The organism is Arthrobacter sp. Y3221048 (genome assembly GCF_059092685.1).
The window spans coordinates 39,853-61,308 of the sequence record NZ_JBNHHX010000005.1; the positions used below are offsets into that span (position 1 = coordinate 39,853).

The following is a 21,456-nucleotide window of genomic DNA, read 5'->3' on the forward strand; positions in this document are numbered from 1 at the left end:
GGGTTGGCCATCTGGCAGCAGGGTAGGGGATTATGGAACACATGAGCCCCCTTTCGACGGCCGAACGCCGCAGTCTCGATGACGCCCTCAACCGGGCAGGCTTTTACCCGCTGCTGGTTTCCGACGTGGTCCACGACGCTTTGGACGAGCGCGAGCCGCTGTCCCACCTGGTGCACCTGGAGACACACTTCGACCGCAACGAGGTGCACCGGCACATCACCGTGCTGGTGCTCACCGAGGACATGCTGGTGATCACCCACGTGGACGACCAGCAGCTGGACGAGGAGGGCGAGCAGATGGTGGCGCAGATTTCCACCGAGTCGGTCCCGGTCAGCCAGATCCGCTCCGTGGTGCTCAGCTACGTCTACGCCCAGCCGCAGAACTACACCTCCGCCGACCAGGCCCGCGAATTGACCCTGGCCATCGCCTGGTCCGGCGGCCAGCGGCTGGACATGGGCCCGGCCGGCTGCGGCGATCCGCAGTGCGACGCCGACCACGGCTACACCGGCAACATCGTCCAGGAAGACATCGTGCTGCGGGTCAGCGCGGAGGCCGACGGGCTGCAGGCGGTCCAAAACGCCAAGGACTTTGCCCGCGCCCTGCGCAAGGTCAGCACCAGCCACCCGGAACCCGCCGCCGCGCCGGGCCCGGTGCAGCAGCGCCCGCGCATCGGCAACCGCCTGGTCCGCGGCCACCACGGCCGCTGACCCGCGGGACTGACTGCGTGACCCTGACACAGGAACCGCTTCCGGCTGCCCCCGGCTACGGCCGCAACTCCCTCGGCGAGGTCATGACCAGCGCCGCGGCCGCGCTGGGCGCCGAGGGCTTCGACAATGAGCTGCAGCTGCCGCCGGCGCGGCGCGTGTGCGTGGTCATGGTGGACGGGCTGGGCAAGGCGCTGCTGAAGCAGCGCGGCGGACATGCACCCTTCCTGCGCCAGGCCATGGACAACTCGCGCACCCTCGGCAGCGCCCTCCCATCGACGACGGCGGCGTCCCTCGCCAGTTTGGGGACCGGGCTGGCACCCGGGCAACACGGCATGGTCGGCTACGACGTCCTCGATCCCGGGCAGGACAAGGTGGTGAACCAGCTCGGAGGCTGGGACCCCGGGGTGGATCCGCAGGTGTGGCAACCGTATCCGACGGTGTTTGAACGGGTAGCGGCGCAGCTTCCGGTCACCACCGTCAGCCTGCCCCGGTTCGCGGAATCGGGCATGACCCGGGCGGCGCTGCGCGGCAGCACGTTCGTGCCCGGCGCCACCGGCCACGCCCGGACCCAGGCCGCGGCCGAAGCGCTGGCGGCCACGGACCGGGCGTTGGTGTACCTCTACTTCAACGAACTGGACAAGGCGGGCCACCGGTTCGGTGCGGCGTCGGCCCAATGGGGGAACGCGCTGGAGGAACTTGATTCGGACATGCGCCGCCTGGCCCGGCAGCTTCCGGCCGATACGCTGCTGCTGCTGACCGCGGACCACGGCATGCTGGACGTGGCGGAGGAATTTCGTTTCGACTACTCGGCGGACCCGGCCCTGGTGGCAGGGGTCCGGCACACCGGCGGCGAACCGCGGCTGGTGCATCTCTATTTTGAACCGGACGCCACGGACGGGCAGCGCGAACAGGTGGCCCGTGCCTGGCTGCAGGAATACGGGAAGCAGGCCTGGGTCTTCACCCGCGAAGAAGCGGTCAGCCGCGGGTTCTTCGGCCAAGTCGACCCGCGGGTGCTGCCGCGCATCGGAGACCTGATGGTGGCCGCCCGCGAACCCGTCGCGTTCTACGACACCCGGCGCGTTCCGGAGACGGCACTGTCCGTGGTCGGCCAGCACGGCTCGCTGACCAAGGCGGAGCGGGAAGTGCCCCTGCTGACGCTGGCGGCTCCGGGCAAACGGCGCTAGGACTCCGCGCCCGCCGATAACGGGAGGCCGCCGGAACGCGCACCCCGCCGGGTCCGGCTGCCGCCGGCGGCAGGTCAGTCGTGCTTGGTGCCGAAGACGATCTCGTCCCAACTGGGAACGCTGGAGCGCTTCGGCTTGATGGCGCGCTTGGGCGGTTGCGGTGCCGGATCGGCCTGCCGGGCGCCTGTGGTTTCGGTTTCGGGGTCCGCGGCGCTCTTCGCCCCGGCCTCCGCAGTCCCGGCCTGGTCCGCGGCCGCTGCTTTGCCTTTCTCCACGGTGTTCAGGGGTGCGGTGGGAGGACGCACAAACTCGATCCGGTCGTCGGCCGCACCTGCTTCCTGCGCGCCGCCGCCGGTCTCGAGGCCCGCGTCGCCGGCTTCGCTGGCTTCGCCGGTAAAGTCTCCGCCCGCCTCCCGACCGTCGCCGCCGGTTTCCGTGGCCTGCGGTTCCCGCAGGAATCCGGGCGCGCCGGAGAGCGTGATTTCGTGCGTGTGGGTGCTGATCCCGTGCCCCAATTCCAGCGACGAGGCCGCGCCGTCGTCGTAGGCCGGAGCCAAGGTCAACGGGAAGCCGGCCCGCGGCCGTGCGCCGGGGGCATCGTCGTCGGAATCGTCCGCTTCCCCGAACGATTCGCGCGGGTGGGCCGCCGGAATCGGACCGTGGGTGAGCATCAGGGCCAGCGCGTCGTCGGCATCTTCGTCGACGCCCAGCCGCTGGCCCCGGCGGGAGCGCAGCACCTCCAGCAGTTCGTCCGACTCGGAGGACTGCCCGCCGTCCTGCCCGCCGTCCTGCTGCCCGGCGGGTTCGAGGTCCGGGTCCGTCCCGGTGTCGGCTTCGAAGTCGAAGACGTGGTCGGTGACGGCCTTCAGCCGGCGTGCGGGTACCGGGCCGTCCACGGTTTCGAGTTCGCTCAGCTGCTGCGCCCACCGGTTGGCATTCTGGATGGTGCGGCGGGCCGCGTGGAAGACCCAGCGGGCGGGCGGTTCTTCCCCGATGGAGTCGGTGGCGGGGGCGGCCGGGGCGGTGAAGGAGGCCACAATTTCCCAGCTGCCGTCGCTGCGACGCCAGGAGTCCCAGACCATCGAGTCGGGATCGATGCCGAAGGCGTGGATCCGGTGGTCCACCATTTCACCCAGGGTGGCAGGCTCATCGCCGAAGGCCGAACGGTAACCATCGTGGCCGGGCAGCGGACCGGCGACCTCCACCTTGCGGGCCTGCTCGACGATGTAGTGGCGCTCCGCCAGCACCGGGCTTTCATAGCGCCGAATCCGTGCAAGGTCGAGGCCGGATTCGGCCGCGACCTCCTCGGCAGTGGCGCCTGCACGAATGCGCGCCTGGATCTCCCGGGGGGACAAACCGGCGTCCGATGGTTCGCCGGCACCGGGAGCGCGGGTGGTTGTCGGTCGGAAGACCGCTGTGCGCAGGGCTTCGTCTATGGCCAGACGGTAGTCGTCCCCACCTGCGCTCAACAGCAGATGTTCGCCATCCTCATGGACACCCACCAGCCGTAGATCCTGCATGAAAACCCTCCACCAGACGACACTTTATGCCTGAAACTCTGCCACCCATACCGGGCTTTTCCTATTGTTTTCGCAGGTGTGGCGCGGTGTTTGTGGCCAAGGTCGCCCTCACCGGGCGCCATTTCCGCAGCCCGCCGTGAACGCCCTTCGAACCCCGCGGTTTGGCAGGCGCACGGAAATCGGCAAGAATCTTCGCGTCACGGGCACAAATCAGACGGCGAATGCGTTGAGCCTGTGCACAGATCGTCAGGCGTGGGGCAGGTGTCCCGGAACCGGGGGTCTGACGTGAAACTGGACTCGACCACCGGAGTGGGAGCAAACAACAATGGCCACTGACTACGACGCCCCGCGGAAGCCGGACGAAGAGACCCACGAGGAGTCCATTGAAGAGCTGAAGTCGCACCGGCGGACCGACACCCAGTCGGCCGTCGTCGACGAGGACGAGGCCGAGGCGGCCGAGGGGTTCGAGCTGCCCGGCGCCGACCTGTCCGGCGAGGAGCTGCTGGTCCGCGTCCTCCCGGCCCAGCAGGACGAGTTCACCTGTGCTTCCTGCTTCCTGGTCCGCCACCGGTCGCAGGTGGCGAAGGAGAAAGACGGGCTGCTCTATTGCCGGGACTGCGAGGGGTAGCTGCGCGCTGCGCTTCGGGCGCCGCGTGCCGGCCGGCGGAGGCTGCCCTCAGCGTGCGGCTAGGCGGCGTCCGGCGCGGGACGGTTCAGCGCCGCGGCGAGTTGCTGCGGCCGGCGCGTGGAGGTAATCCAGTAAGGGGTCAGGTCGGATTCGTCGGTGATTTCGATGGTGACCACCGGGTCGATCCAGCCGCGCAGGCACATGTAGGCGGTGCCGTTCAGCTTGGTGCCACGCTGCTCGGTGGCCGCCTCGCCGGTGAAGGCTTCCACCCGCCCCACGTAGCGGCGCTCAATCTGGGCGCGGCCAACCTGCAGCATCGTATCGGTGACCAGGATCCGCGGCGTGGAAGCGATCAGCAGGACCGCCAGCAGGACGGCGGCGACGACGGCGCCAATGATGCCCGCGGTGATGCTGATCGGGGCCAGCATCACGATGACCGCAGCGGCGGTGCCGGCAGCGATGAGCCAGACCCAGAAGTTCGGCCAGAGCCGCTCATCGAAGTGGGTCACGGATGAAGGACCGCCGGCGGGACCGGAGCCGCCTGCAGGGGTCGCGGGTTGTGTCATGGACTCAGCTTTTCACCTTTTGACAGGCATTTCATCTTGCTCCCGGCGGGGCCCCGGAAGCCTGCCCGCCCGCGGGCGCCACGGTTGAAAAGGCGCTAGAGTGATGTGCGGAATATCTCAGCGGGCCAGGCCCTCGGCGGCCGCCATTTTCCCGCCACATCCGCAATCGCAAGGACAAACGATCACGAGTGCAGCAGACAACTGAAACGCTGACGGTCCAGCTGAAAATGCTCGACGACGGGCTGGAACCGCCTGCCTACGCCCACCCGGGGGACGCCGGGGCCGACCTGCGGAGCCGGATCGATTTCCGGATCGCTCCGGGCGAGCGCGTCCTGGTGCCGACGGGCGTGGCGCTGGCGCTGCCGCACGGGTATGTTGCCCTGGTCCATCCGCGTTCCGGGCTGGCCGCCAAGCACGGGCTGACCATCGTCAACGCCCCGGGCACGGTGGACGCCGGTTACCGGGGCGAAATAGCGGTTACGCTGCTGAATACCGATGCCAGTGAAACGCTCATCTTCAAGCGGGGGGACCGGATCGCGCAACTGGTCATCCAGAAGGTGGAGACCGCCGCATTCGAACGCGTCGCCGAGCTCCCGGACTCCGTGCGGGGGGCCGGCGGGTTCGGATCCACCGGAGGGTTCGGCGCCGGCTAGTGCCGCGCGGCGGCGTGCCCGGGCACGTGCATGCCTGGCCGCGCAGGCAGCATCCCCTCAGCGCAGACATTGAGCAACCCGGTGCAGCACCGGAGGAAGAGGAATCTCACGTTATGGCATTTGGGCGTTCCAAGAAGAAGAACCAGAACGACGGCGAAGAGCCGGAAGCCGGCGCGGCCGCACCCGGCGAGGAAGCCACCCGGCCGGCGCCGGACAGCGGGCCCCGCCGCAACGGTCCCTACGACGACTCCGAGCAGGACACCGGGAACGGCTACCTGGACCTGGGTGCGCTGAAGGTCCGCCCCCGGGAGGGCCTGCAGCTGCGGCTGGAGGTCGAGGAGAAGTCCAAGCGGGTTGTTGCGGTGACCTTGGACCTGGCCGGTTCCAACTTGCAGCTCCAGGCATTTGCCGCACCGAAATCCGAGGGGCTGTGGAAGGAAATCCGCACCCAGATCGCGAGTTCCGTGGGCTCGCAGGGCGGCACCGTCCAAGAGATCGACGGACCGATGGGGACCGAGGTGGTGGCCAAGCTGCCGGCACAGACCCCTGATGGGAAGAAGGGCTTCCGGGTGGCCCGCTTTCTCGGCGTCGACGGGCCGCGCTGGTTCCTGCGCGGCGTGATCGGCGGCCCCGCCGCGCTGGACCGGGCCAAGGCCGCCGACCTCGAAGAACTCTTCCGCTCCACCGTGGTGGTCCGGGGCACGCAGCCGCTGCCGCCCAAGGACCTGCTGCAGCTCAAGATGCCCAAGGGCGTCCCGGGACAGCCGCCGGCCGCCGCGCCGCACAACCCCGGACTGACCGCGCCGGAGCGGGGTCCGGAGATCACCGAGATTGGCTGACCGCTCCCGCGTCCATCGCGGCGCCGCGGACAGCGCCATCGCGCGGCTGCCGGAGCGCGGCCAGGTGGCCGGCACGGGGTTGGTCGAGGCGATCACCATCGCGCCGCCCGGGCAACCGCCGCGGTTTGTCGCCGTCGTCACCGACGCGGGCCAGCAGGAGCCCGGCAAGCCCCGCGACGGCGGGCACCCGCGGGTCCGGCTGGTCTGGCTGGGGCAGCGCCGCGTCCCCGGCATCGCGGCGGGTATCCGGCTGGCCTTCGAGGGCATGCTGTTTAGGGTGGAAGGAACCGCCACCATCTACAACCCGCGCTACGAGATCCTCAGTCCGTTGGAGAATTGACCCATGACAGACCAGCAGCCGGACTCCGGTCCGGAGCACATCGTGCCGCCGGCCGGCGCCGGGCAGCCACCGGGCGCCCGTCCGGAACCCGCGGGGGAACCAGGCACCAGGCGCCCGGACAGGGCCGAAGCACTCGCCGGCGCCTATGCCGCAAGCGCCGCAGTCCACCGTACCGACGACGGACAGATCGATGTGCTGAAGACCGTTGGCGGCGTCCGCGGCCTGGCCGAGAGCATCCTGCCGGGCGTGATCTTCCTGGTGGTCTTCACCATCGGCCGGGAGCTCGGCCCCGCACTGATCGGGGCGCTTGCGGCCGCCGCCGGCTTCACCGTGCTCCGCCTGGTGCAGCGAGGCACCGTGACGCAGGCCTTCTCCGGCCTCGTGGGGGTTGCCATCTGCGCCTTCGTCGCCAACTCCACGGGCCGGGCCGAGGACTTCTACGTCTGGGGCTTCATCACGAATGCCGCCTACATCCTGGTCATGCTGGTGTCGGTGGCCGTCAGGTGGCCGGTGCTCGGCCTGATCTTCGGGTTGATCCGCAGCGAGGGCACGGCATGGCGGAAGGAGCCGAAGCGGCTGAAGGCGTACACCATTGCCACCTGGATCGTGATGGCGGTGCTCTTGCTGCGGCTTGCGGTGCAGCTTCCCCTCTACCTGATGGGCGAGGACGGACTGGTGGCGCTGGGCACCACCCGCTTGCTCATGGGCGTCCCGCTGTACGCGCTGGGGCTGTGGCTGGCCTGGCTGGTCTCCCGCCCGTCCTCCGTGGAGGCGGGCCGGGCCGAGTGAACTAGTCGGCCGCCGCCGTTGCGGGCCGGCCCGTCAGGACCGCCCGCAGGTCGTCCTCGGCCGCGATGGTGGTGATGAAGAAAAGCTCGTCGCTGCCCTCCACCACGTCGTCAGGGCTCGGCGTGATCGGTGCGTCGTCGCGCAGGATCGCCACCACCGTCGCATCCTGCGGCCAGGCGATGGAGCCCAGCCGCTGACCGATTAACGCCGAGTCGGCGGGAACCGTGAACTCGACCATGGATGCGACGCCGCTCTGCAAAGTCAGCAGGCGCACCAGGTCGCCGATCTCCACCGCTTCCTCTACCAGGGCCGTCATCAGGCGCGGGGTGTTCACGGCAACATCCACGCCCCAGGAATCGTCAAACATCCAGTCGTTTTTGGGGTTGTTCACGCGTCCGACCGTGCGGCCGACGCCGAACTCGCTCTTGGCCAGCAGCGAGACCACCAGGTTCACCTTGTCGTCGCCGGTAGCCGAGACCACCACGTCGGCTTCTTCCAGCCGGGCTTCACGCAGGGTGGTGATCTCGCAGGCGTCGCCGACCAGCCAGCGGGCACCCTTCAGCCCGCTGCGGCCGATCACCTCGGGCTTCGGATCGATCAGCAGGATGTCGTGGTTGTTGGAGAGCAGCTCGCGCGCGATCGACGATCCAACGCTGCCGGCTCCGGCAATGACCACTCTCATTCGGACTCCTCCACCGGGGGTTTGGACAAGATCCTGTCGATCTCGAACGTCGAATCCACTGCCATCATGGCGTGCACTATGTCGCCCTTCTGGTAGCGGGTGCCGCGGGCGGGCAGGATTCCCTCACCGAAGCGGGTCAGGTAGGCCACCCGGGCGCCGGAGGCGGCTTCGATCTCGGCCAGTTCCCGGCCCACCCAGCCGTCGTCCAGCTCCACCTCACCCAGGATCAGGCGGCCCGAGGCCTCACGGAAATCGCCCTTGATGCCCTGTTCGGGCAGGATCCGCCGGAGCACCTGATCGGCGCTCCAGCGCACCGCGGCCACCGTGGGTATGCCGAGCCGCTGGTAGATCTCGGCGCGGCCGGGATCGTAAATGCGTGCCACTACATGCGGCACGTGGAAGGTCTCGCGGGCCACCCGGGTGGCGAGGATATTGGAATTATCGCCGCTGGAAACGGCAGCGAAGGCGTAGGCGTTCTCGATGTCCGCGTGCCGCAGGGTGTCCCGGTCAAATCCGACGCCGGTGACCTTGCGGCCGGTGAATCCCGAGCGCAGCCGGCGGAACGCCCGGTCGTCCTGGTCGATGATGGCCACGCTGTGCCCGGAGTCTTCCAGGGTGTGGGCCAGCGTCACGCCCACGCGCCCGCAGCCCATGATCACAAAGTGCGCCATCCACGTCCTTCCGGCACCCGCCGCAACAGCGGGAATCAAATGTACTGCAACCATAACGCTGAACCGGTCCGTCGATGTCATGACAGGGCAGGGGGTCGAAACAGGGCCGGCGGCTGCGGGGCAGCCCGGGCCGCCTACCCGGCCGCGGGCTCCTGCAGGGCGGCGAGCACGTGCATGTGCTCACGGTTCGATGGGTAGAGGAGCCGGTAGGTGGCGTAGAGCTTTTCGTAGAGCGGGGCGGTCGCCGGATCGGGCTTCACCGTCGCCGCCGTGCGTGCCCAGTCGGTCCCGGCGGGCACGGCCCCGGTGCCGATGGCGGCGAGCAGCGCGTCCCCGTAGCTGGCACCGATGGCCTGTTCCGGGACCAGCTGTTCGCGCCCGCTGATGTTGCTGACGATTTCCGTCCAGAGCCTGGCCTTGGTGCCGCCGCCGACGGCCACGACGCGCCTGATCGGTTCGCCGGCGTTCTCGAGGGACTCCAGGATCTGCCGGATGCCGAAGCCGATGCCCTCATACGCTGCACGGAACAGATGGCCGCGTCCGTGGCGCAGCGACAGGCCGGTGATCAGGCCGCGGGCGTCGGGGTCGAAGACGGGTGTCCGTTCGCCGGCAAAGTAGGGCAGCAGCAGCAGTCCGTCTGATCCCGGCGGCACCGCGGCGGCCTCCGTGACGAGCTGCTCGAAGGGGACGTCGCCGAACAGCCGCTGCAGCCAGGTGGTCAGGCTCCCGGACGTGGACATCCCCGCGGCCAGCGTGAGGGACCCCGGGTCCACGCCGGCCGTGGTCCAGAGCTTGGGTTCGGCGCGGAACTCCCCGAGGACAAGGACGAAGAACATGGTGGAGCCGTACATCAGCATGAGGTCGCCGGGCTGTCGGACGCCGGCGCTGAACGCCTCGGCCCAGGCATCGACGGTGCCCGCGCAGACCGGCACTCCCTCGGGCAGCCCCGTCGCTTGGGCCGCCCGGCGGTGGACGCGGCCGCCTACTTCGGCCGGCCACGCCAGCCGGGGCTTCGGCAGGTGGCCGGCGACGGCGTCGTACCGCTCCGCATGCCACCGGTTCCCGCGAACGTCGTAGAGCGGATCGCACTGGCTGGCGGTGTGATGGTCCAACACCAGCTCGCCGGTCAGCCTGGCCAGGATGAAGGAGTTCAGGCTGTGCCAGTTCCGGGCACGGGCGAAGACCTCCGGTTCCCGGTTGCGCAGCCAGCGGAGCTTCGGTCCCACGGCCTGGGACGACAGGACCTTGCCCGCATCGCGAAAGATCGCCTCCGCGCCGAACTCCTCCGTAAGCTCGCGGATTTCGACGACGGCGCGCGCATCGATTCCGTACAGGATCGACGGGCGCAGCGGGGTCAGGTTTTCGTCCGTGACGACCAGGCTGGGACCCATCGCGCTGACACAGACGCCGGCGACGGCCCCGGCGTCGTTCCGGGAGAAGAGCTCCCGGCACAGCCGCACCACCTCCGCCCACGCCCCGCCCTCGGCGTCGAACTCCGCCCAACCCGGCCGCGGGTAGGCGACGTCGTGCGCGGCCGTCGCGCTGTCCAGTACCCTGCCCCCGGCGTCCGCGAGCACCGCCTTGCTGCTGCCCGTGCCGATGTCGATGCCCAGGAACATGGCGCTCCGGCGGCCGGCCACTAGGCGCGGCCGTGCGACGTGCGGGACTTGCGGGATACGGCGTCGAGGATCACGGCCAGCAGCAGCACCAGGCCGGTGATCATGTAACGGAACGAGGACTCAAGGTTAAGCAGGGTGAGGCCGCTGGAGATGGACTGGATGACCAGGATGCCCAAGAGGGCGGAGAACGCCGAGCCCCGGCCGCCGAACAGGCTGGTCCCGCCGATCACCGCGGCGGCGATGGCATTCAGGTTCACGTCCCCGGTGCCGCTGCTCTGTGCCGAGGCGGCCAGCCGGCCGGCGGCCAGCATGCCGCCGACGGCCGCGAACGTCGAGCACAGGACGAAGATGGACACGTAGATGCGGTTGACGGCGATGCCGGCCCGCCGCGCCGCTTCCCGGTTGCCGCCGACGGCGTAGACGGAGCGGCCCCACTGGGTCCGGGTGAACGCGTAGTGCATCGCCAGCACCAGGGCGGCGAAGAAGACGAACATCCAGCCGACGCCGCGGGCCTGGTTCAGGTACCACACCGCGAACAGCAGGATCACGGCCAGCAGGATTGTCTGCATCACGACCAGCTTCATCGGCCGCCCGGACAGGCCCGCCTTGACCCGCTGGCGGGAGAGCGTGAGCTGGCTGAGGAAGAAGCCGGCCACGCCGACGACCGCCAGCACGTACGACAGCCACCCCGGCACGAAGGCCTGCTGGCCGAACCAGACAAGGAAGGAATCGAACGGCAGGTTGATGGTGCCCTCGACGCCGAGCACGAACAGTTGCAGGCCGAGGAAACCGAGCAGGCCGGCCAGCGTGATCACGAAGGACGGCACCCCGAACTTGGTGTACACCAGCGAATAGACCAGTCCGATCGCGGCGCCGACCGCCATCGCGGTCAGGACCGCCAGCCCGATCGGCCAGTCCTGCTTGATGAAGGTGACGCCGACGATCGCGGCCGACAGGCCGCTGACGGAGCCGACGGACAAATCGATTTCGCCGACCAGCAGGACGCAGACGATGCCCAGCGCGATGACTCCGACGGCGGCGCTTTCCAGCAGCAGGTTGACCAGATTGGCGCTGGAGAGGAAGAACGGGTTGAGCACCTGGAAGATGGACCAGATGACCAGCAGCCCGACGACGATGGGCAGCACGCCCAGATCGCCGCCGCGGACCCGGTTGATCCCGACCTTGACGGCGCCCTTGAAGCCCTCGGTCCGGATCAGCCGTTCATCCTGCAGGTCCGTGGCCACGGGGATGACCGGGGCGGCTGGATTCGTTGTCATGGTACGGTCCCTTCTTCCGGTGCTGCTGCCCCGGACCCCTGTTTGCCCGCGCTTCCTGCGGCTTGGCCGGGTGGCAGCGAGCCTCCGCCCGGTCCGCCCAGCCCGGCCCCCTCGGCCCCGGTGTCGGTTCCTGCCTCGCCGGCCGCGGCTGCTGCTGCCCCGGTCTGGGCGGCGCGCTGGGTCACGACGTTGTCGGTGGCGCCGGTGATCGCGGCGATCAGGTCGTCGGTCGACACGTCCTTCATCCGGAACGTGCCGTTGTTCTTCCCCAGCCGCAGCACCGCAACGCGGTCGGAGACGGCTTTGACGTCCTGCATGCTGTGGCTGATCATGATCACCGCGAGGCCGTTTTCACGCAGCCGCTCCACCAGGTTCAGCACCTCGGCCGTCTGCGCCACGCCGAGGGCTGCCGTGGGCTCGTCGAGGATGATGAGCTTGGGGCTGCCGAGCAGCGACCGGGCGATGGCGACGGTCTGGCGCTGGCCGCCGGAGAGGGAGGCTACGGCGATGCGGACCGAAGGGATTTTCGCCGAGAGCTGGCGCAGCAGCTTCCAGGACTGGACCTCCATCTCCACTTCGTTCAACCGCCACGCGCCCAGCTCCCGGCCGAGGAAGAGGTTGTCGACCACGCTGAGGTTGTCGCAGAGCGCGAGGTCCTGGAACACCGTGGCGATGCCCAGCTGAATGGAATCCACCGGCGTGTGGATGGTCACGTCCCTGCCGTCGAAGTTCACGGTTCCGGCGTCCTGCGGATGCACGCCCGCGAGGATCTTGACCAGGGTCGACTTCCCGGCGCCGTTGTCACCGACCAAGGCGACGACTTCGCCGGCGTGGACGTCCAAGTCAATGCCGGTCAAGGCGGCAACGGCACCGAAGTGCTTGCTCACGCCCCGCATGGACAGCACCGGAGCGGTTGTCTCCGGCCGTTCTGCTGACACAGTGGACACTGCTTCCCCTTCCCTTACGACGGCGGTGCCGCGGTGGGCGCGGCACCGCCGGCCGCGGCTGCGCTACGTGATGCCGAGTTCGTCGCAGCCCGCCTTGTACTCACCGGTGCAGATTTCCGAAGCCTCGTAGATGCCGCCGTCGAAAATCACTTCCTTGACGTTCTCCTTGGTGACAACTGTCGGCACGAACAACGCTGACGGGGTATTGAAGAGCGTCGCGTCGGGTTCGGGGGTCTCGCCATTGAGCAGCTGGACCGCCACTTCGGCCGACTTTTCAGCGACGATCTTGATGGGCTTGGAGATCGTGTTGTACTGGTCGCCCTTGATGATCCGCTGGATCGCGGCGACCTCCGCGTCGTTGCCGGTGACCGGCGGGAACGGCGAGACGCCGGCGGCCTTCAGAGCGGCGATGGAGCCGCCGGCCGTGCCGTCGTTGGCGGCCACGATACCGGTGATGTCCTCACCGAACTGAGTGATCTGGCCGGCCACCCAGTCCTGCGCCTTCGACGGCTGCCACTCCGGGGTGTCATAAGAGGCCAGGATTTCATGCTCGCTGGCCTCGACGGCTTCCTGCGCGCCTTCCTTGATCAGCTGCGCGGCCCGGTCCGTGGGGGAGCCATTGACCATCAGCACCCCTCCGGTCTCTTTGCCGTCGGCGTCCAGCTTGTTCACCAGGTCCTCGGCGATGAGGCTGCCGATCTTCTTGTTGTCGAAGGAGACGTAGAAGTCCGCCGGCGTGTCCGGGACCGGCCGGTCATAGGTGACAACCTTGATGCCCTGGCCCTTCGCGGTGTTGACCAGCGAGGCGGCAGCGGTGCTGTCCACCGGGTCCAGGACCAGGACCTCGACGCCCTGGGTGATCATGGCGTTGGCCTGCTGCTGCTGCTTGTTCGCGTCGCCGTCGGCGTTCTGGTACAGCACCTCGCAGCCGCCGCACAGCTCTTCGACCTTGGCCTTGAACAGCGGGCTGTCCTGCTGCTCGTAGCGGGTCGAGGCCCGGTCCGGCATCAGGAACGCGATCTTGCCCTCGGCCTGGCCGCCGCCACCGCCTGCGGTCCCGCCGCCGCCGCCGCCTTCGCCGCCGCCGCCGCCACCGCAGGCAGTCATGCCGGCTGCGAGAAACAGGGCCGTGGTGAGGCCCATGATTCCCCGTGTGTTCTTCTTCATCGGAACTCCTCTTACTGGTGGCGTGCCGCGTTGCCGTTCGTGCGTTCCGGCACCCGCGGTCAGAGCCGCTGGGGGTAGATCATCGCCTTGAGCGATTTGGGTTCGGTGGAGGTGTTGTCCAGTGCGGCCGCGGTCTGCGGCAGTGAAAAGCTGTGCGTGACCAGTCCCTCCAGGTTGATCCGGCCGGAGGACACCAGGTCGATGCCCAGCGGCCAGGTGTTGTTGTACCGGTTCACCATCGAGATCGTGATCTCCTTCCAATTGAGTGTGGACAGGGGCAGCGGCACCTCCTCGGTCTTGGCCAGGCCGATGACGGCCGCCCGCCCGGCCTCGCGCAACCGGCCGAGCCCGGAGGCGAGGACGCCGTTGGCGCCCGAGCATTCCAGCAGCACGTCATAGGCCCGCGCCGTGACCGCATCGCTTTTCTCCACCGCGAACCCGTGGTCGCGGGCCACGCCGAGCCGGTAGTCGGAGACGTCCGTCAGCGTGACGCTTCCGGCGCCGAGGGCCCGCGCCGCCTCGGCGGCAAGCAGGCCCACCGGCCCGGCGCCGGTGATCAGCACGTCGTCGCCGGCCTGGAGGTTCGCCCGCCGGCAGCCCCACAAACCCACGGACAGCGGCTCGAGCAGCGCGCCGTCCTCGTAGCTCATCGAATCCGGGATCGGGAAGTAGCAGCGGGCGTCCATGGCCAGGTACTGCAGCAGTGCGCCGTCGTAGGGCGGGGTGGCCAGGAACTCCAGGTTCGGGCAGAGGTGGTAGCGCCCCGCCCGGCACTCTTCGCAGCTGCGGTCGGGCGTGCCCGGCTCGACGGCCACCCGGTCACCGACTCGGACGTTGCCGACCCCTTCGCCGACGGCGACCACCTCGCCGGAAACCTCGTGGCCCAGGATGAACGGGCCGTCAACGACGAACGGGCCGATCTTCCCGTAGCGGTAATAGGCGACGTCGGAGCCGCAGACGCCCACGGCTTCCACCCGGATCACGGCCTGGCCCCGACCAGGCTCGGGTATCGGGCGCTCCTGAATCTCGATGCTGTTAAGGCCGGTCATCACGGCGGCGGCATTGCCCATCTAAGACTCCTTAGCGAGCAGTCACTGGGTCAATCGGCCCAGCATTGTGAATGTGATGCTGCGCACATTCACACACGCATATGCTAACCCGCTCTGTGGTGCCGCGGCTATGAAATCGTCGACCGGGGTTCCTGATGCCCCGAAGTTTTCCGGCCGGCGGTCTAGACTCTAAGCCGTGAAGATCCGGACCCATTCGCTGCCTGTGTCGCCGAGCGAAACGTGCTGACATTTCTCGATGCCCTCAAGCGCGTCTTGGTGGGCAAGCCGTTCCGCAGCGAGCGGCTGAAGCAGGACGCCCTGCCGCGGCGGCTGGCAGTTCCGGTCTTCTCCGCCAACGCGCTCTCCTCGGTGGCCTACGCCCCGGACGAGATCCTGCTCACGCTGGCCCTGGCGGGGGTTGCGGCGATCGCACTGTCGCCCTGGGTCGGACTGGCGGTCATGGCGGTGCTGCTGGTCCTGGTGGCGTCCTACCGGCAGAGCATCCATGCGTATCCGTCCGGCGGCGACTACGAGATCGCCACCAAGAACCTGGGCAAGCCGGCGGGCATTACGGTGGGTTCGGCGCTGATGCTGGACTACGTGCTCACGGTTGCGGTGTCCATGTCCTCCGCGGCGCACTATCTGGTGTCCGCCGTCCCGGCGCTGAAGGGCTGGCAGCCCGGAGCGGCCGTAGCCGGCATCGCGATCCTCGCCCTGCTCCATCTGCGGGGGCTGGGACGTGGCCGCCTCACCGTGGCGATCGCCACCTATATCTTTGTGGGCACCGTGCTGCTGATGTGCCTGGCCGGGTTCGTCCTTGACCTCAGCGGCAGTCTTGGCGAGGCCCCCAGTGCGGCGTTCGACGTCGTGCCGGAACCCGGTTTGGAGGCCGGCCTGACCGGCTTGGCCGGCGCGCTGCTGGTACTGCGGGCCTTCTCCACGGGCGCAGCGGCACTCACCGGCCTGGAGACACCGGCCAGCAACGTGCCGGCCTTCGAGAAACCGCGCGCCAAGAACGCCGGCTTTGCGCTGCTGATGCTGGGCATCTCCGCAACCGTGATCACCATGGCGGTGATGTACCTTGCCCGGGCCACCGACGTGCGGGTGGTGCAGGTCCCCGCCGACCAACTGCGGCTGGACGGCGGGCAGCTGCCGGCCGGCTACTTCCAGTCCCCGGTGCTCAGCCAGTTGGCGGAGACGGTCTTCGGCGACGGCGCCCCGCTCTTCTACCTGACGGTCGCGGCCACCGCGGCGATCCTGGTGCTGGCCAGCCACTCGGCGTTCAACGCCTTCCCGCAGCTGGCATCGATCCTCGCCACCGACGGCTTCCTGCCGCGCCAGCTGCGCACCCGGGGAGACCGGCTCAGCTACAGCAACGGGGTGCTGGCCCTGGCGGCCGCGGCCGTGGTGCTGGTGCTGGTTTTCAACGCGGACGTCACCCGGCTGATCCCGCTCTACGTGATCGGCGTGATCGTTTCCTTCACCTGCAGCCAGCTGGGCATGATCCGGCACTGGTCGCGCGAAATCCGGGCCACCCCGCACCGTCCGGTGCGCCGCCGGATGCTGCGCTCGCGGTTCATCAACATGGTCGGCTTCATCCTGACCGTCACCGTGCTGGTGGTGGTCCTGGTGAGCAAGTTCGTTTTCGGGGCCTGGCTGGCCGTACTCGGCATCGTCCTGCTCGGGCTGGTCATGCTCAGCATCAACCGCCATTACGTCCAGGTGGCCCGTGAGCTCGCGATCGATCCGGACCAGCCCACCACCGCGCTGCCGTCACGGGTGCACGCAGTCATCCTGGTCTCGCACGTGCGCAAGCCGACGCTCCGGGCGCTTGCCTTCGCCCGGGCCTCGCGCCCGTCCCGGCTCGACGCGGTGGTGGTGGACCTCGACCGCGAACAGACCGAGCAGACCCTGCGCGACTGGGAGAAGCTCAACATCCCCGTCCCGATCACGGTGCTCGCCTCCCCGTACCGCGAAACCACCACACCGATCATCGACTACATCAAGAGCATCCGCCGGGACTCACCCCGCGAACTGGTGGTGGTCTACATCCCCGAATACGTCGTGGGACGCTGGTGGGAACAGCTGGTCCACAACCAGACCGCGCTGCGCATCAAGACCCGCCTTCACTTCGAGCCCGGCGTCATGGTGGCCAGCGTGCCGTGGCAGCTGGCCTCCTCCGATTCCGTTCGCCGCTACCAGGAGCTTTCATGACCGACCCCGCACCGCAACTGATCGAACTGACCATCGGCGCCCCGGCGCACGGAGGCCACTTCGTCGCGCGGCACGACGGACGGGTGGTGTTCGTCCGGCACGCGCTGCCGGGGGAGCGGGTGCTGGCACGGGTCACCGAAGGCGGACCGGACGCGGGCTTCTGGCGGGCGGACACCGTTGAGGTGCTGGAGGCATCCGCCGACCGGGTGCAGCATCCCTGGGCGCCGGCGGACGCGCTGGCCGCTGCGGAAGCCGGCCGGCCGGCCGTGGGCGGCGCCGAATTCGGCCACATCGGGCTGGACGCCCAGCGCCGGCTGAAGGGCCGGATCTTCGCCGAACAGCTGCAACGGCTGGCCAAGCTGGAACGGCAGGTCACCGTGGAAGCCCCGGCGGGGGAGTACGACGACGGACTCGGCTGGCGCACGCGCGCCGCCTTCGGCGTGGGGTCCGACGGGCGCCTGGCCATGCACGCGCACCGGTCCGACGAACTGATACCGATCCAGGAGATGCCGCTGGCCGCGGATGGCGTCAACGACCTGCGGCTGTGGGAGCTTGATCTGTCGGGGCTGGAGCGGGTGGAGGTGGCCGCGCCCGCCGACGGGAGCACTCCGCTGGTGCTGCTGGTGCCGGGGGCCGGGACAGCGGCCAAACGGCTGGCCAAGATCGCCGAACGGATCGAACCCGGCGTTTCGGTTGCCGCCTGGGAGCCCAAGCCAGGGCGGCTCACCCGGTTGCGGGGACGCACGTGGGTCGCCGAGACCCGCGGGCGGCACCAGTACCGGGTGACGGGAGACGGCTTCTGGCAGATCCACCGGCTGGCGCCGGCCACGTTGACGGCCGCGGTCCTGGACGGCGTTGCGCCCGGGGCGGGGGAGCAGGTGGCCGATCTGTATGCGGGCGCCGGGCTTTTCACGGCGCCGTTGGCGGACGCCGTCGGGGTCACGGGCAACGTGCTCTCCATCGAGGGCTCGCCGGCCGCCAGCAAGGACGCCCGCAAGAACCTGCACGGCTTCGGGCAGGTCGAGATCGTCCAAGGCAAGGTGGAGCGGGTGCTGCGTTCGCAGCCAGACACGATGGACGCCGTCGTCCTTGATCCGCCCCGCACCGGCGCCGGAAAGGCCGTGGTGCAGGCGGTGGCCGCCCGGAACCCCCGGGTGGTCGGCTACGTGTCCTGTGATCCGGCCTCCTTCGCCCGGGACCTGGGCTACTTCCTGCAGCTGGGCTGGAACCTCGACTCGCTGCGCGTCTTCGACCTGTACCCGCATACCCACCACATGGAATCCTTCGCCGTGCTGACTCCGGGCCACCGCTGAGCGGGGAGCGCGTGCCCGCCCGGCCCTCCCCCGCGCCGCTCGCAACTCTCCCTCACCATCCGCGACCGCTGCAGCGCGATTGTGGCTGTGAGGCAGGCCACAGGCGGCGCTCCGGTTCCTGCCAACCGGCTACCCGATAGGATGGAGGCAGCGGTCCCGGACGAAGCATAGAGTCTCTGGTTTGTAAATTCTGCGGGCTTCGGCGTGCAAAGAGGCCAGAGGCCGAGCCCACAGCTGTCCCTTCACACTTAGGGATGCCTAACTAGCGGGTGGTTGCCGCCCGGACAAAGATAAAGTGTGGCGAGAGGAGTCCTGTCATGAGTAATGTGGACAGCTTCGGTTCCAAAGGCGTCTTGAACGTCGCCGGGGCCGAGTATGAAATTTTCCGGCTGAGTGCCGTTGAAGGTGCCGAGAGCCTTCCGTTCAGCCTCAAGGTCCTGCTGGAGAACCTGCTCCGCACCGAAGATGGTGCGAACATCACGGCGGACCACGTCCGCGCCCTGGCCGGTTGGAACCCCGACGCGCAGCCGGACACCGAAATCCAGTTCACCCCCGCCCGCGTCATCATGCAGGACTTCACCGGTGTTCCGTGTGTCGTCGACCTGGCCACCATGCGCGAGGCCGTCAAGGAGCTCGGCGGCGACCCGAAGCGCGTGAACCCGCTGGCCCCGGCCGAACTGGTGATCGACCACTCGGTCCAAATCGATGTCTTCGGCAACGCCGGCGCGCTCGAGCGCAACATGGAGATCGAGTACCAGCGCAACGGTGAGCGCTACCAGTTCCTGCGCTGGGGCCAGACCGCATTCGAAGACTTCAAGGTCGTCCCGCCGGGAACCGGCATCGTGCACCAGGTCAACATCGAATACCTGGCCCGCACCGTGATGACCCGCGAGGTTGACGGCAAGCTGCGCGCCTACCCGGACACCCTGGTCGGCACCGACTCGCACACCACCATGGTCAACGGCCTGGGCGTGCTCGGCTGGGGCGTCGGCGGCATCGAGGCCGAGGCCGCCATGCTCGGCCAGCCTGTCTCGATGCTGATTCCGCGCGTTGTCGGCTTCAAGCTCACCGGCTCCATCCCCGCCGGCGCCACCGCCACCGACGTCGTGCTGACCATCACTGAAATGCTGCGCAAGCACGGCGTGGTGGGCAAGTTCGTGGAGTTCTACGGCGAAGGCGTGGCCGCGGTGCCGCTGGCGAACCGCGCCACCATCGGCAACATGAGCCCGGAGTTCGGCTCGACCGCCGCCATGTTCCCGATCGACGACGTGACCCTCGACTACCTGCGCCTGACCGGCCGCTCCGAGGAGAACATCGCCCTCGTCGAGGCGTACACCAAGGAACAGGGCCTCTGGCACGATCCGTCGCACGAACTGAAGTTCTCCGAATACATTGAGCTGGACCTGTCCACCGTGGTTCCGTCCATTGCCGGTCCCAAGCGGCCGCAGGACCGCATCGCCCTGACCTCCGCCAAGAATCAGTTCCGCAAGGACCTGCAGGGCTACGTCGGCACCGGCAACGAGGACGCCCTGGACGAGGCGCTCGAAGAGTCCTTCCCGGCGTCGGACGTCCCGGCCATGACCTCCACGGTCCGTCACGCTGCCGCTGCCGCGCAGGCCGGCGGTGCGCAGGCCAACGACCGTCCCTCCGGCGGTTCGGCCAGCCAGGGACGCCACGTCGCCCTGCCCAGCGACGGCCGTGCCTCCAAGCGTGTCCACGTCACCATGGAAGATGGGCGCGAGTTCGAACTGGACCACGGTGCGGTTTCCATCGCGTCGATCACCTCCTGCACCAACACCTCCAACCCGTCGGTCATGCTGGCGGCGGCCGTGCTGGCGCGCAACGCGGTGGAGAAGGGCCTGGCGTCCAAGCCGTGGGTCAAGACCTCCATCGCACCGGGCTCCAAGGTCGTCACCGATTACTACGAAGAGTCCGGCCTGATCCCGTACCTGGAGAAGCTTGGCTTCTTCGTGGTCGGCTATGGCTGCGCCACGTGCATCGGTAACTCCGGACCGCTGGAGCCGGAGATCTCGCAGGCCGTCCAGGACAACGACCTGTCGATCACCTCGGTGCTGTCGGGTAACCGCAACTTCGAAGGCCGCATCAACCCGGACGTCAAGATGAACTACCTGGCGTCCCCGCCGCTGGTCGTCGCCTACGCCCTGGCCGGCACCATGGACTTCGACTTCGAGAAGCAGCCGCTGGGCCAGGACCCGGACGGCAACGACGTGTTCCTGAAGGACATCTGGCCGAACCCGGTCGAGGTCCAGCAGGTGATCGACTCCTCGATCAACAAGGAGATGTTCGCCAAGGGCTACGAGGGCGTGTTCGAGGGCGACGACCGCTGGAAGGCGCTGGAGACCCCGGCAGGCGATACCTTCGCCTGGGATCCCAACTCCACGTACGTGCGGAAGCCCCCGTACTTCGAAGGCATGAGCGCCAAGCCGGAGCCGGTGCAGGACATCAGCGGCGCGCGCGTGCTGGCCAAGCTGGGCGACTCGGTCACCACCGACCACATCTCCCCGGCCGGTTCGTTCAAGTCGGACAGCCCCGCAGGCCGTTACCTGCTGGAAAACGGCGTGGAGCGCAAGGACTTCAACTCCTACGGTTCCCGCCGCGGCAACCACGAAGTGATGATCCGCGGCACCTTCGCCAACATCCGGCTGCGGAACCAGCTGCTGGACAACGTGGAGGGCGGCTTCACCCGCGACTTCACCCAGACCGGCGGCCCGCAGGCGTACATCTACGACGCCGCCATGAACTACCAGGCCGCCGGCACCCCGCTGGTGGTGCTGGCCGGCAAGGAGTACGGTTCCGGCTCGTCCCGCGACTGGGCCGCGAAGGGCACGGCCCTGCTGGGCGTCAAGGCCGTCATCGCCGAGAGCTTCGAGCGCATCCACCGTTCGAACCTGATCGGCATGGGCGTGCTGCCGCTGCAGTTCCCGGCCGGCGAGTCCGCCGCGTCGCTGGGGCTGTCAGGCACGGAGACGTTCTCCATCGAGGGCGTGACCGCGCTGAACGAGGGCACCACCCCGAAGACGCTGAAGGTCACCGCCACCGGCGAGGACGGCGGCACCAAGAGCTTCGACGCCGTGGTGCGGATCGACACCCCGGGTGAAGCCGACTACTACCGCAACGGCGGCATCCTGCAGTACGTGCTGCGCCAAATCTCGGTGAACTAGCCTCCGGGTCCGGCACACACCGCACAGCGGCCCAACGCAGGGCGGGCGTCCGATGGACGTCCGCCCTGCGGCGTCTGCGCCCCGCACCAGCCCGCTTCCCGGCTCAGTC

The 21,456-nt window shown here is 68.8% G+C and carries 19 protein-coding genes; 10 read left to right on the forward strand and 9 right to left on the reverse strand.

Going from position 1 to position 21,456, the window contains the following annotated elements; translation table 11 throughout:
- The first annotated feature begins 32 nt into the window (after positions 1 to 32).
- Together AC5RVS_RS14835 and AC5RVS_RS14840 are read left to right on the forward strand one after the other, a co-directional pair.
- The gene (locus tag AC5RVS_RS14835) at positions 33 to 707 is read left to right on the forward strand and encodes a DUF5998 family protein (RefSeq protein ID WP_493987425.1); all 675 of its coding nucleotides are present in this window, start codon (positions 33 to 35) and stop codon (positions 705 to 707) included.
- Positions 708 to 790: 83 nt separating this feature from the next.
- The gene (locus AC5RVS_RS14840) at positions 791 to 1,891 is read left to right on the forward strand and encodes an alkaline phosphatase family protein (RefSeq protein ID WP_494108852.1); all 1,101 of its coding nucleotides are present in this window, start codon (positions 791 to 793) and stop codon (positions 1,889 to 1,891) included.
- A 74-nt stretch (positions 1,892 to 1,965) separates the two neighbouring features.
- Here the strand turns inward: AC5RVS_RS14840 and sepH are convergent, their stop codons facing one another.
- On the reverse strand, positions 1,966 to 3,411 hold the full coding sequence (sepH, locus tag AC5RVS_RS14845; RefSeq protein ID WP_494108715.1) for a septation protein SepH: 1,446 nt from the start codon (positions 3,409 to 3,411) through the stop codon (positions 1,966 to 1,968).
- 325 nt (positions 3,412 to 3,736) lie between these two features.
- Here sepH and AC5RVS_RS14850 point away from each other — a divergent pair, with 325 nt between their 5' ends.
- On the forward strand, positions 3,737 to 4,039 hold the full coding sequence (locus AC5RVS_RS14850; RefSeq protein ID WP_493987423.1) for a DUF4193 domain-containing protein: 303 nt from the start codon (positions 3,737 to 3,739) through the stop codon (positions 4,037 to 4,039).
- A 59-nt stretch (positions 4,040 to 4,098) separates the two neighbouring features.
- On the opposite strand, the gene AC5RVS_RS14855 is transcribed toward AC5RVS_RS14850, so the two are convergent.
- Positions 4,099 to 4,605 carry a DUF3093 domain-containing protein gene (locus AC5RVS_RS14855; protein ID WP_494108716.1) on the reverse strand — a complete coding sequence of 169 codons (507 nt, stop codon included), beginning with the start codon at positions 4,603 to 4,605 and terminating at the stop codon, positions 4,099 to 4,101.
- Positions 4,606 to 4,793: 188 nt separating this feature from the next.
- Here AC5RVS_RS14855 and dut point away from each other — a divergent pair, with 188 nt between their 5' ends.
- The 4 genes from dut (at position 4,794) to AC5RVS_RS14875 (ending at position 7,226) form a co-directional block, all read left to right on the forward strand.
- The gene (gene dut / locus AC5RVS_RS14860) at positions 4,794 to 5,258 is read left to right on the forward strand and encodes a dUTP diphosphatase (protein ID WP_493987421.1); all 465 of its coding nucleotides are present in this window, start codon (positions 4,794 to 4,796) and stop codon (positions 5,256 to 5,258) included.
- 113 nt (positions 5,259 to 5,371) lie between these two features.
- On the forward strand, positions 5,372 to 6,097 hold the full coding sequence (locus AC5RVS_RS14865) for a DUF3710 domain-containing protein (protein ID WP_494108717.1): 726 nt from the start codon (positions 5,372 to 5,374) through the stop codon (positions 6,095 to 6,097).
- Positions 6,090 to 6,437, forward strand: coding sequence for a single stranded DNA-binding domain-containing protein (locus tag AC5RVS_RS14870; protein ID WP_494108718.1), 348 nt, complete (start codon positions 6,090 to 6,092; stop codon positions 6,435 to 6,437). Before AC5RVS_RS14865 ends, AC5RVS_RS14870 begins: the two co-directional genes overlap by 8 nt.
- A gap of 3 nt (positions 6,438 to 6,440) precedes the next feature.
- Positions 6,441 to 7,226: a DUF3159 domain-containing protein gene (locus AC5RVS_RS14875; protein ID WP_494108719.1), complete on the forward strand. Its 786-nt coding sequence runs from the start codon at positions 6,441 to 6,443 to the stop codon at positions 7,224 to 7,226.
- A 1-nt stretch (position 7,227) separates the two neighbouring features.
- On the opposite strand, the gene AC5RVS_RS14880 is transcribed toward AC5RVS_RS14875, so the two are convergent.
- The 7 genes from AC5RVS_RS14880 to AC5RVS_RS14910 all read right to left on the reverse strand — a co-directional run bounded on the left by AC5RVS_RS14880 (position 7,228) and on the right by AC5RVS_RS14910 (position 14,659).
- Positions 7,228 to 7,908 carry a potassium channel family protein gene (locus AC5RVS_RS14880; protein ID WP_493987417.1) on the reverse strand — a complete coding sequence of 227 codons (681 nt, stop codon included), beginning with the start codon at positions 7,906 to 7,908 and terminating at the stop codon, positions 7,228 to 7,230.
- Entirely contained in the window at positions 7,905 to 8,579 is a 675-nt protein-coding gene (locus AC5RVS_RS14885) for a potassium channel family protein (protein WP_493987416.1), read from the reverse strand. The genes AC5RVS_RS14880 and AC5RVS_RS14885 overlap by 4 nt, the downstream gene beginning before the upstream one ends.
- A 134-nt stretch (positions 8,580 to 8,713) precedes the next feature.
- Entirely contained in the window at positions 8,714 to 10,198 is a 1,485-nt protein-coding gene (locus AC5RVS_RS14890; protein ID WP_494108720.1) for an FGGY-family carbohydrate kinase, read from the reverse strand.
- Positions 10,199 to 10,218: 20 nt separating this feature from the next.
- Positions 10,219 to 11,475: a sugar ABC transporter permease gene (locus AC5RVS_RS14895; RefSeq protein ID WP_493987414.1), complete on the reverse strand. Its 1,257-nt coding sequence runs from the start codon at positions 11,473 to 11,475 to the stop codon at positions 10,219 to 10,221.
- Complete coding sequence (locus tag AC5RVS_RS14900; RefSeq protein ID WP_493987547.1) at positions 11,472 to 12,413, reverse strand: ATP-binding cassette domain-containing protein; 942 nt, start codon at positions 12,411 to 12,413, stop codon at positions 11,472 to 11,474. Before AC5RVS_RS14900 ends, AC5RVS_RS14895 begins: the two co-directional genes overlap by 4 nt.
- A gap of 72 nt (positions 12,414 to 12,485) precedes the next feature.
- Positions 12,486 to 13,589, reverse strand: coding sequence for an ABC transporter substrate-binding protein (locus AC5RVS_RS14905; protein WP_494108721.1), 1,104 nt, complete (start codon positions 13,587 to 13,589; stop codon positions 12,486 to 12,488).
- Positions 13,590 to 13,648: 59 nt separating this feature from the next.
- Positions 13,649 to 14,659: an NAD(P)-dependent alcohol dehydrogenase gene (locus tag AC5RVS_RS14910; RefSeq protein WP_494108722.1), complete on the reverse strand. Its 1,011-nt coding sequence runs from the start codon at positions 14,657 to 14,659 to the stop codon at positions 13,649 to 13,651.
- Positions 14,660 to 14,878: 219 nt separating this feature from the next.
- Between AC5RVS_RS14910 and AC5RVS_RS14915 the strand changes: the two genes are divergently transcribed.
- The 3 genes from AC5RVS_RS14915 to AC5RVS_RS14925 all read left to right on the forward strand — a co-directional run bounded on the left by AC5RVS_RS14915 (position 14,879) and on the right by AC5RVS_RS14925 (position 21,347).
- Complete coding sequence (locus AC5RVS_RS14915) at positions 14,879 to 16,852, forward strand: APC family permease (protein ID WP_494108723.1); 1,974 nt, start codon at positions 14,879 to 14,881, stop codon at positions 16,850 to 16,852.
- The gene (locus AC5RVS_RS14920) at positions 16,849 to 18,165 is read left to right on the forward strand and encodes a class I SAM-dependent RNA methyltransferase (protein ID WP_494108724.1); all 1,317 of its coding nucleotides are present in this window, start codon (positions 16,849 to 16,851) and stop codon (positions 18,163 to 18,165) included. Before AC5RVS_RS14915 ends, AC5RVS_RS14920 begins: the two co-directional genes overlap by 4 nt.
- 317 nt (positions 18,166 to 18,482) lie before the next feature.
- A complete protein-coding gene (locus AC5RVS_RS14925; RefSeq protein ID WP_494108725.1) occupies positions 18,483 to 21,347 on the forward strand; it encodes an aconitate hydratase in 2,865 nt (954 codons plus the stop codon).
- Positions 21,348 to 21,456 lie beyond the last annotated feature (109 nt).

What these genes read in the sequence shown, in the direction of transcription:
- AC5RVS_RS14835 (WP_493987425.1), top strand. Translation starts at nt 33, where the DNA reads ATGGAACACATGAGCCCCCTTTCGACGGCCGAACGCCGCAGTCTCGAT.
- AC5RVS_RS14840 (WP_494108852.1), top strand. Translation starts at nt 791, where the DNA reads ATGACCAGCGCCGCGGCCGCGCTGGGCGCCGAGGGCTTCGACAATGAG.
- sepH (WP_494108715.1), bottom strand. Translation starts at nt 3,411, where the DNA reads ATGCAGGATCTACGGCTGGTGGGTGTCCATGAGGATGGCGAACATCTG.
- AC5RVS_RS14850 (WP_493987423.1), top strand. Translation starts at nt 3,737, where the DNA reads ATGGCCACTGACTACGACGCCCCGCGGAAGCCGGACGAAGAGACCCAC.
- AC5RVS_RS14855 (WP_494108716.1), bottom strand. Translation starts at nt 4,605, where the DNA reads ATGACACAACCCGCGACCCCTGCAGGCGGCTCCGGTCCCGCCGGCGGT.
- AC5RVS_RS14865 (WP_494108717.1), top strand. Translation starts at nt 5,372, where the DNA reads ATGGCATTTGGGCGTTCCAAGAAGAAGAACCAGAACGACGGCGAAGAG.
- AC5RVS_RS14875 (WP_494108719.1), top strand. Translation starts at nt 6,441, where the DNA reads ATGACAGACCAGCAGCCGGACTCCGGTCCGGAGCACATCGTGCCGCCG.
- AC5RVS_RS14880 (WP_493987417.1), bottom strand. Translation starts at nt 7,908, where the DNA reads ATGAGAGTGGTCATTGCCGGAGCCGGCAGCGTTGGATCGTCGATCGCG.
- AC5RVS_RS14885 (WP_493987416.1), bottom strand. Translation starts at nt 8,579, where the DNA reads ATGGCGCACTTTGTGATCATGGGCTGCGGGCGCGTGGGCGTGACGCTG.
- AC5RVS_RS14890 (WP_494108720.1), bottom strand. Translation starts at nt 10,198, where the DNA reads ATGTTCCTGGGCATCGACATCGGCACGGGCAGCAGCAAGGCGGTGCTC.
- AC5RVS_RS14895 (WP_493987414.1), bottom strand. Translation starts at nt 11,475, where the DNA reads ATGACAACGAATCCAGCCGCCCCGGTCATCCCCGTGGCCACGGACCTG.
- AC5RVS_RS14905 (WP_494108721.1), bottom strand. Translation starts at nt 13,589, where the DNA reads ATGAAGAAGAACACACGGGGAATCATGGGCCTCACCACGGCCCTGTTT.
- AC5RVS_RS14910 (WP_494108722.1), bottom strand. Translation starts at nt 14,659, where the DNA reads ATGGGCAATGCCGCCGCCGTGATGACCGGCCTTAACAGCATCGAGATT.
- AC5RVS_RS14920 (WP_494108724.1), top strand. Translation starts at nt 16,849, where the DNA reads ATGACCGACCCCGCACCGCAACTGATCGAACTGACCATCGGCGCCCCG.
- AC5RVS_RS14925 (WP_494108725.1), top strand. Translation starts at nt 18,483, where the DNA reads ATGAGTAATGTGGACAGCTTCGGTTCCAAAGGCGTCTTGAACGTCGCC.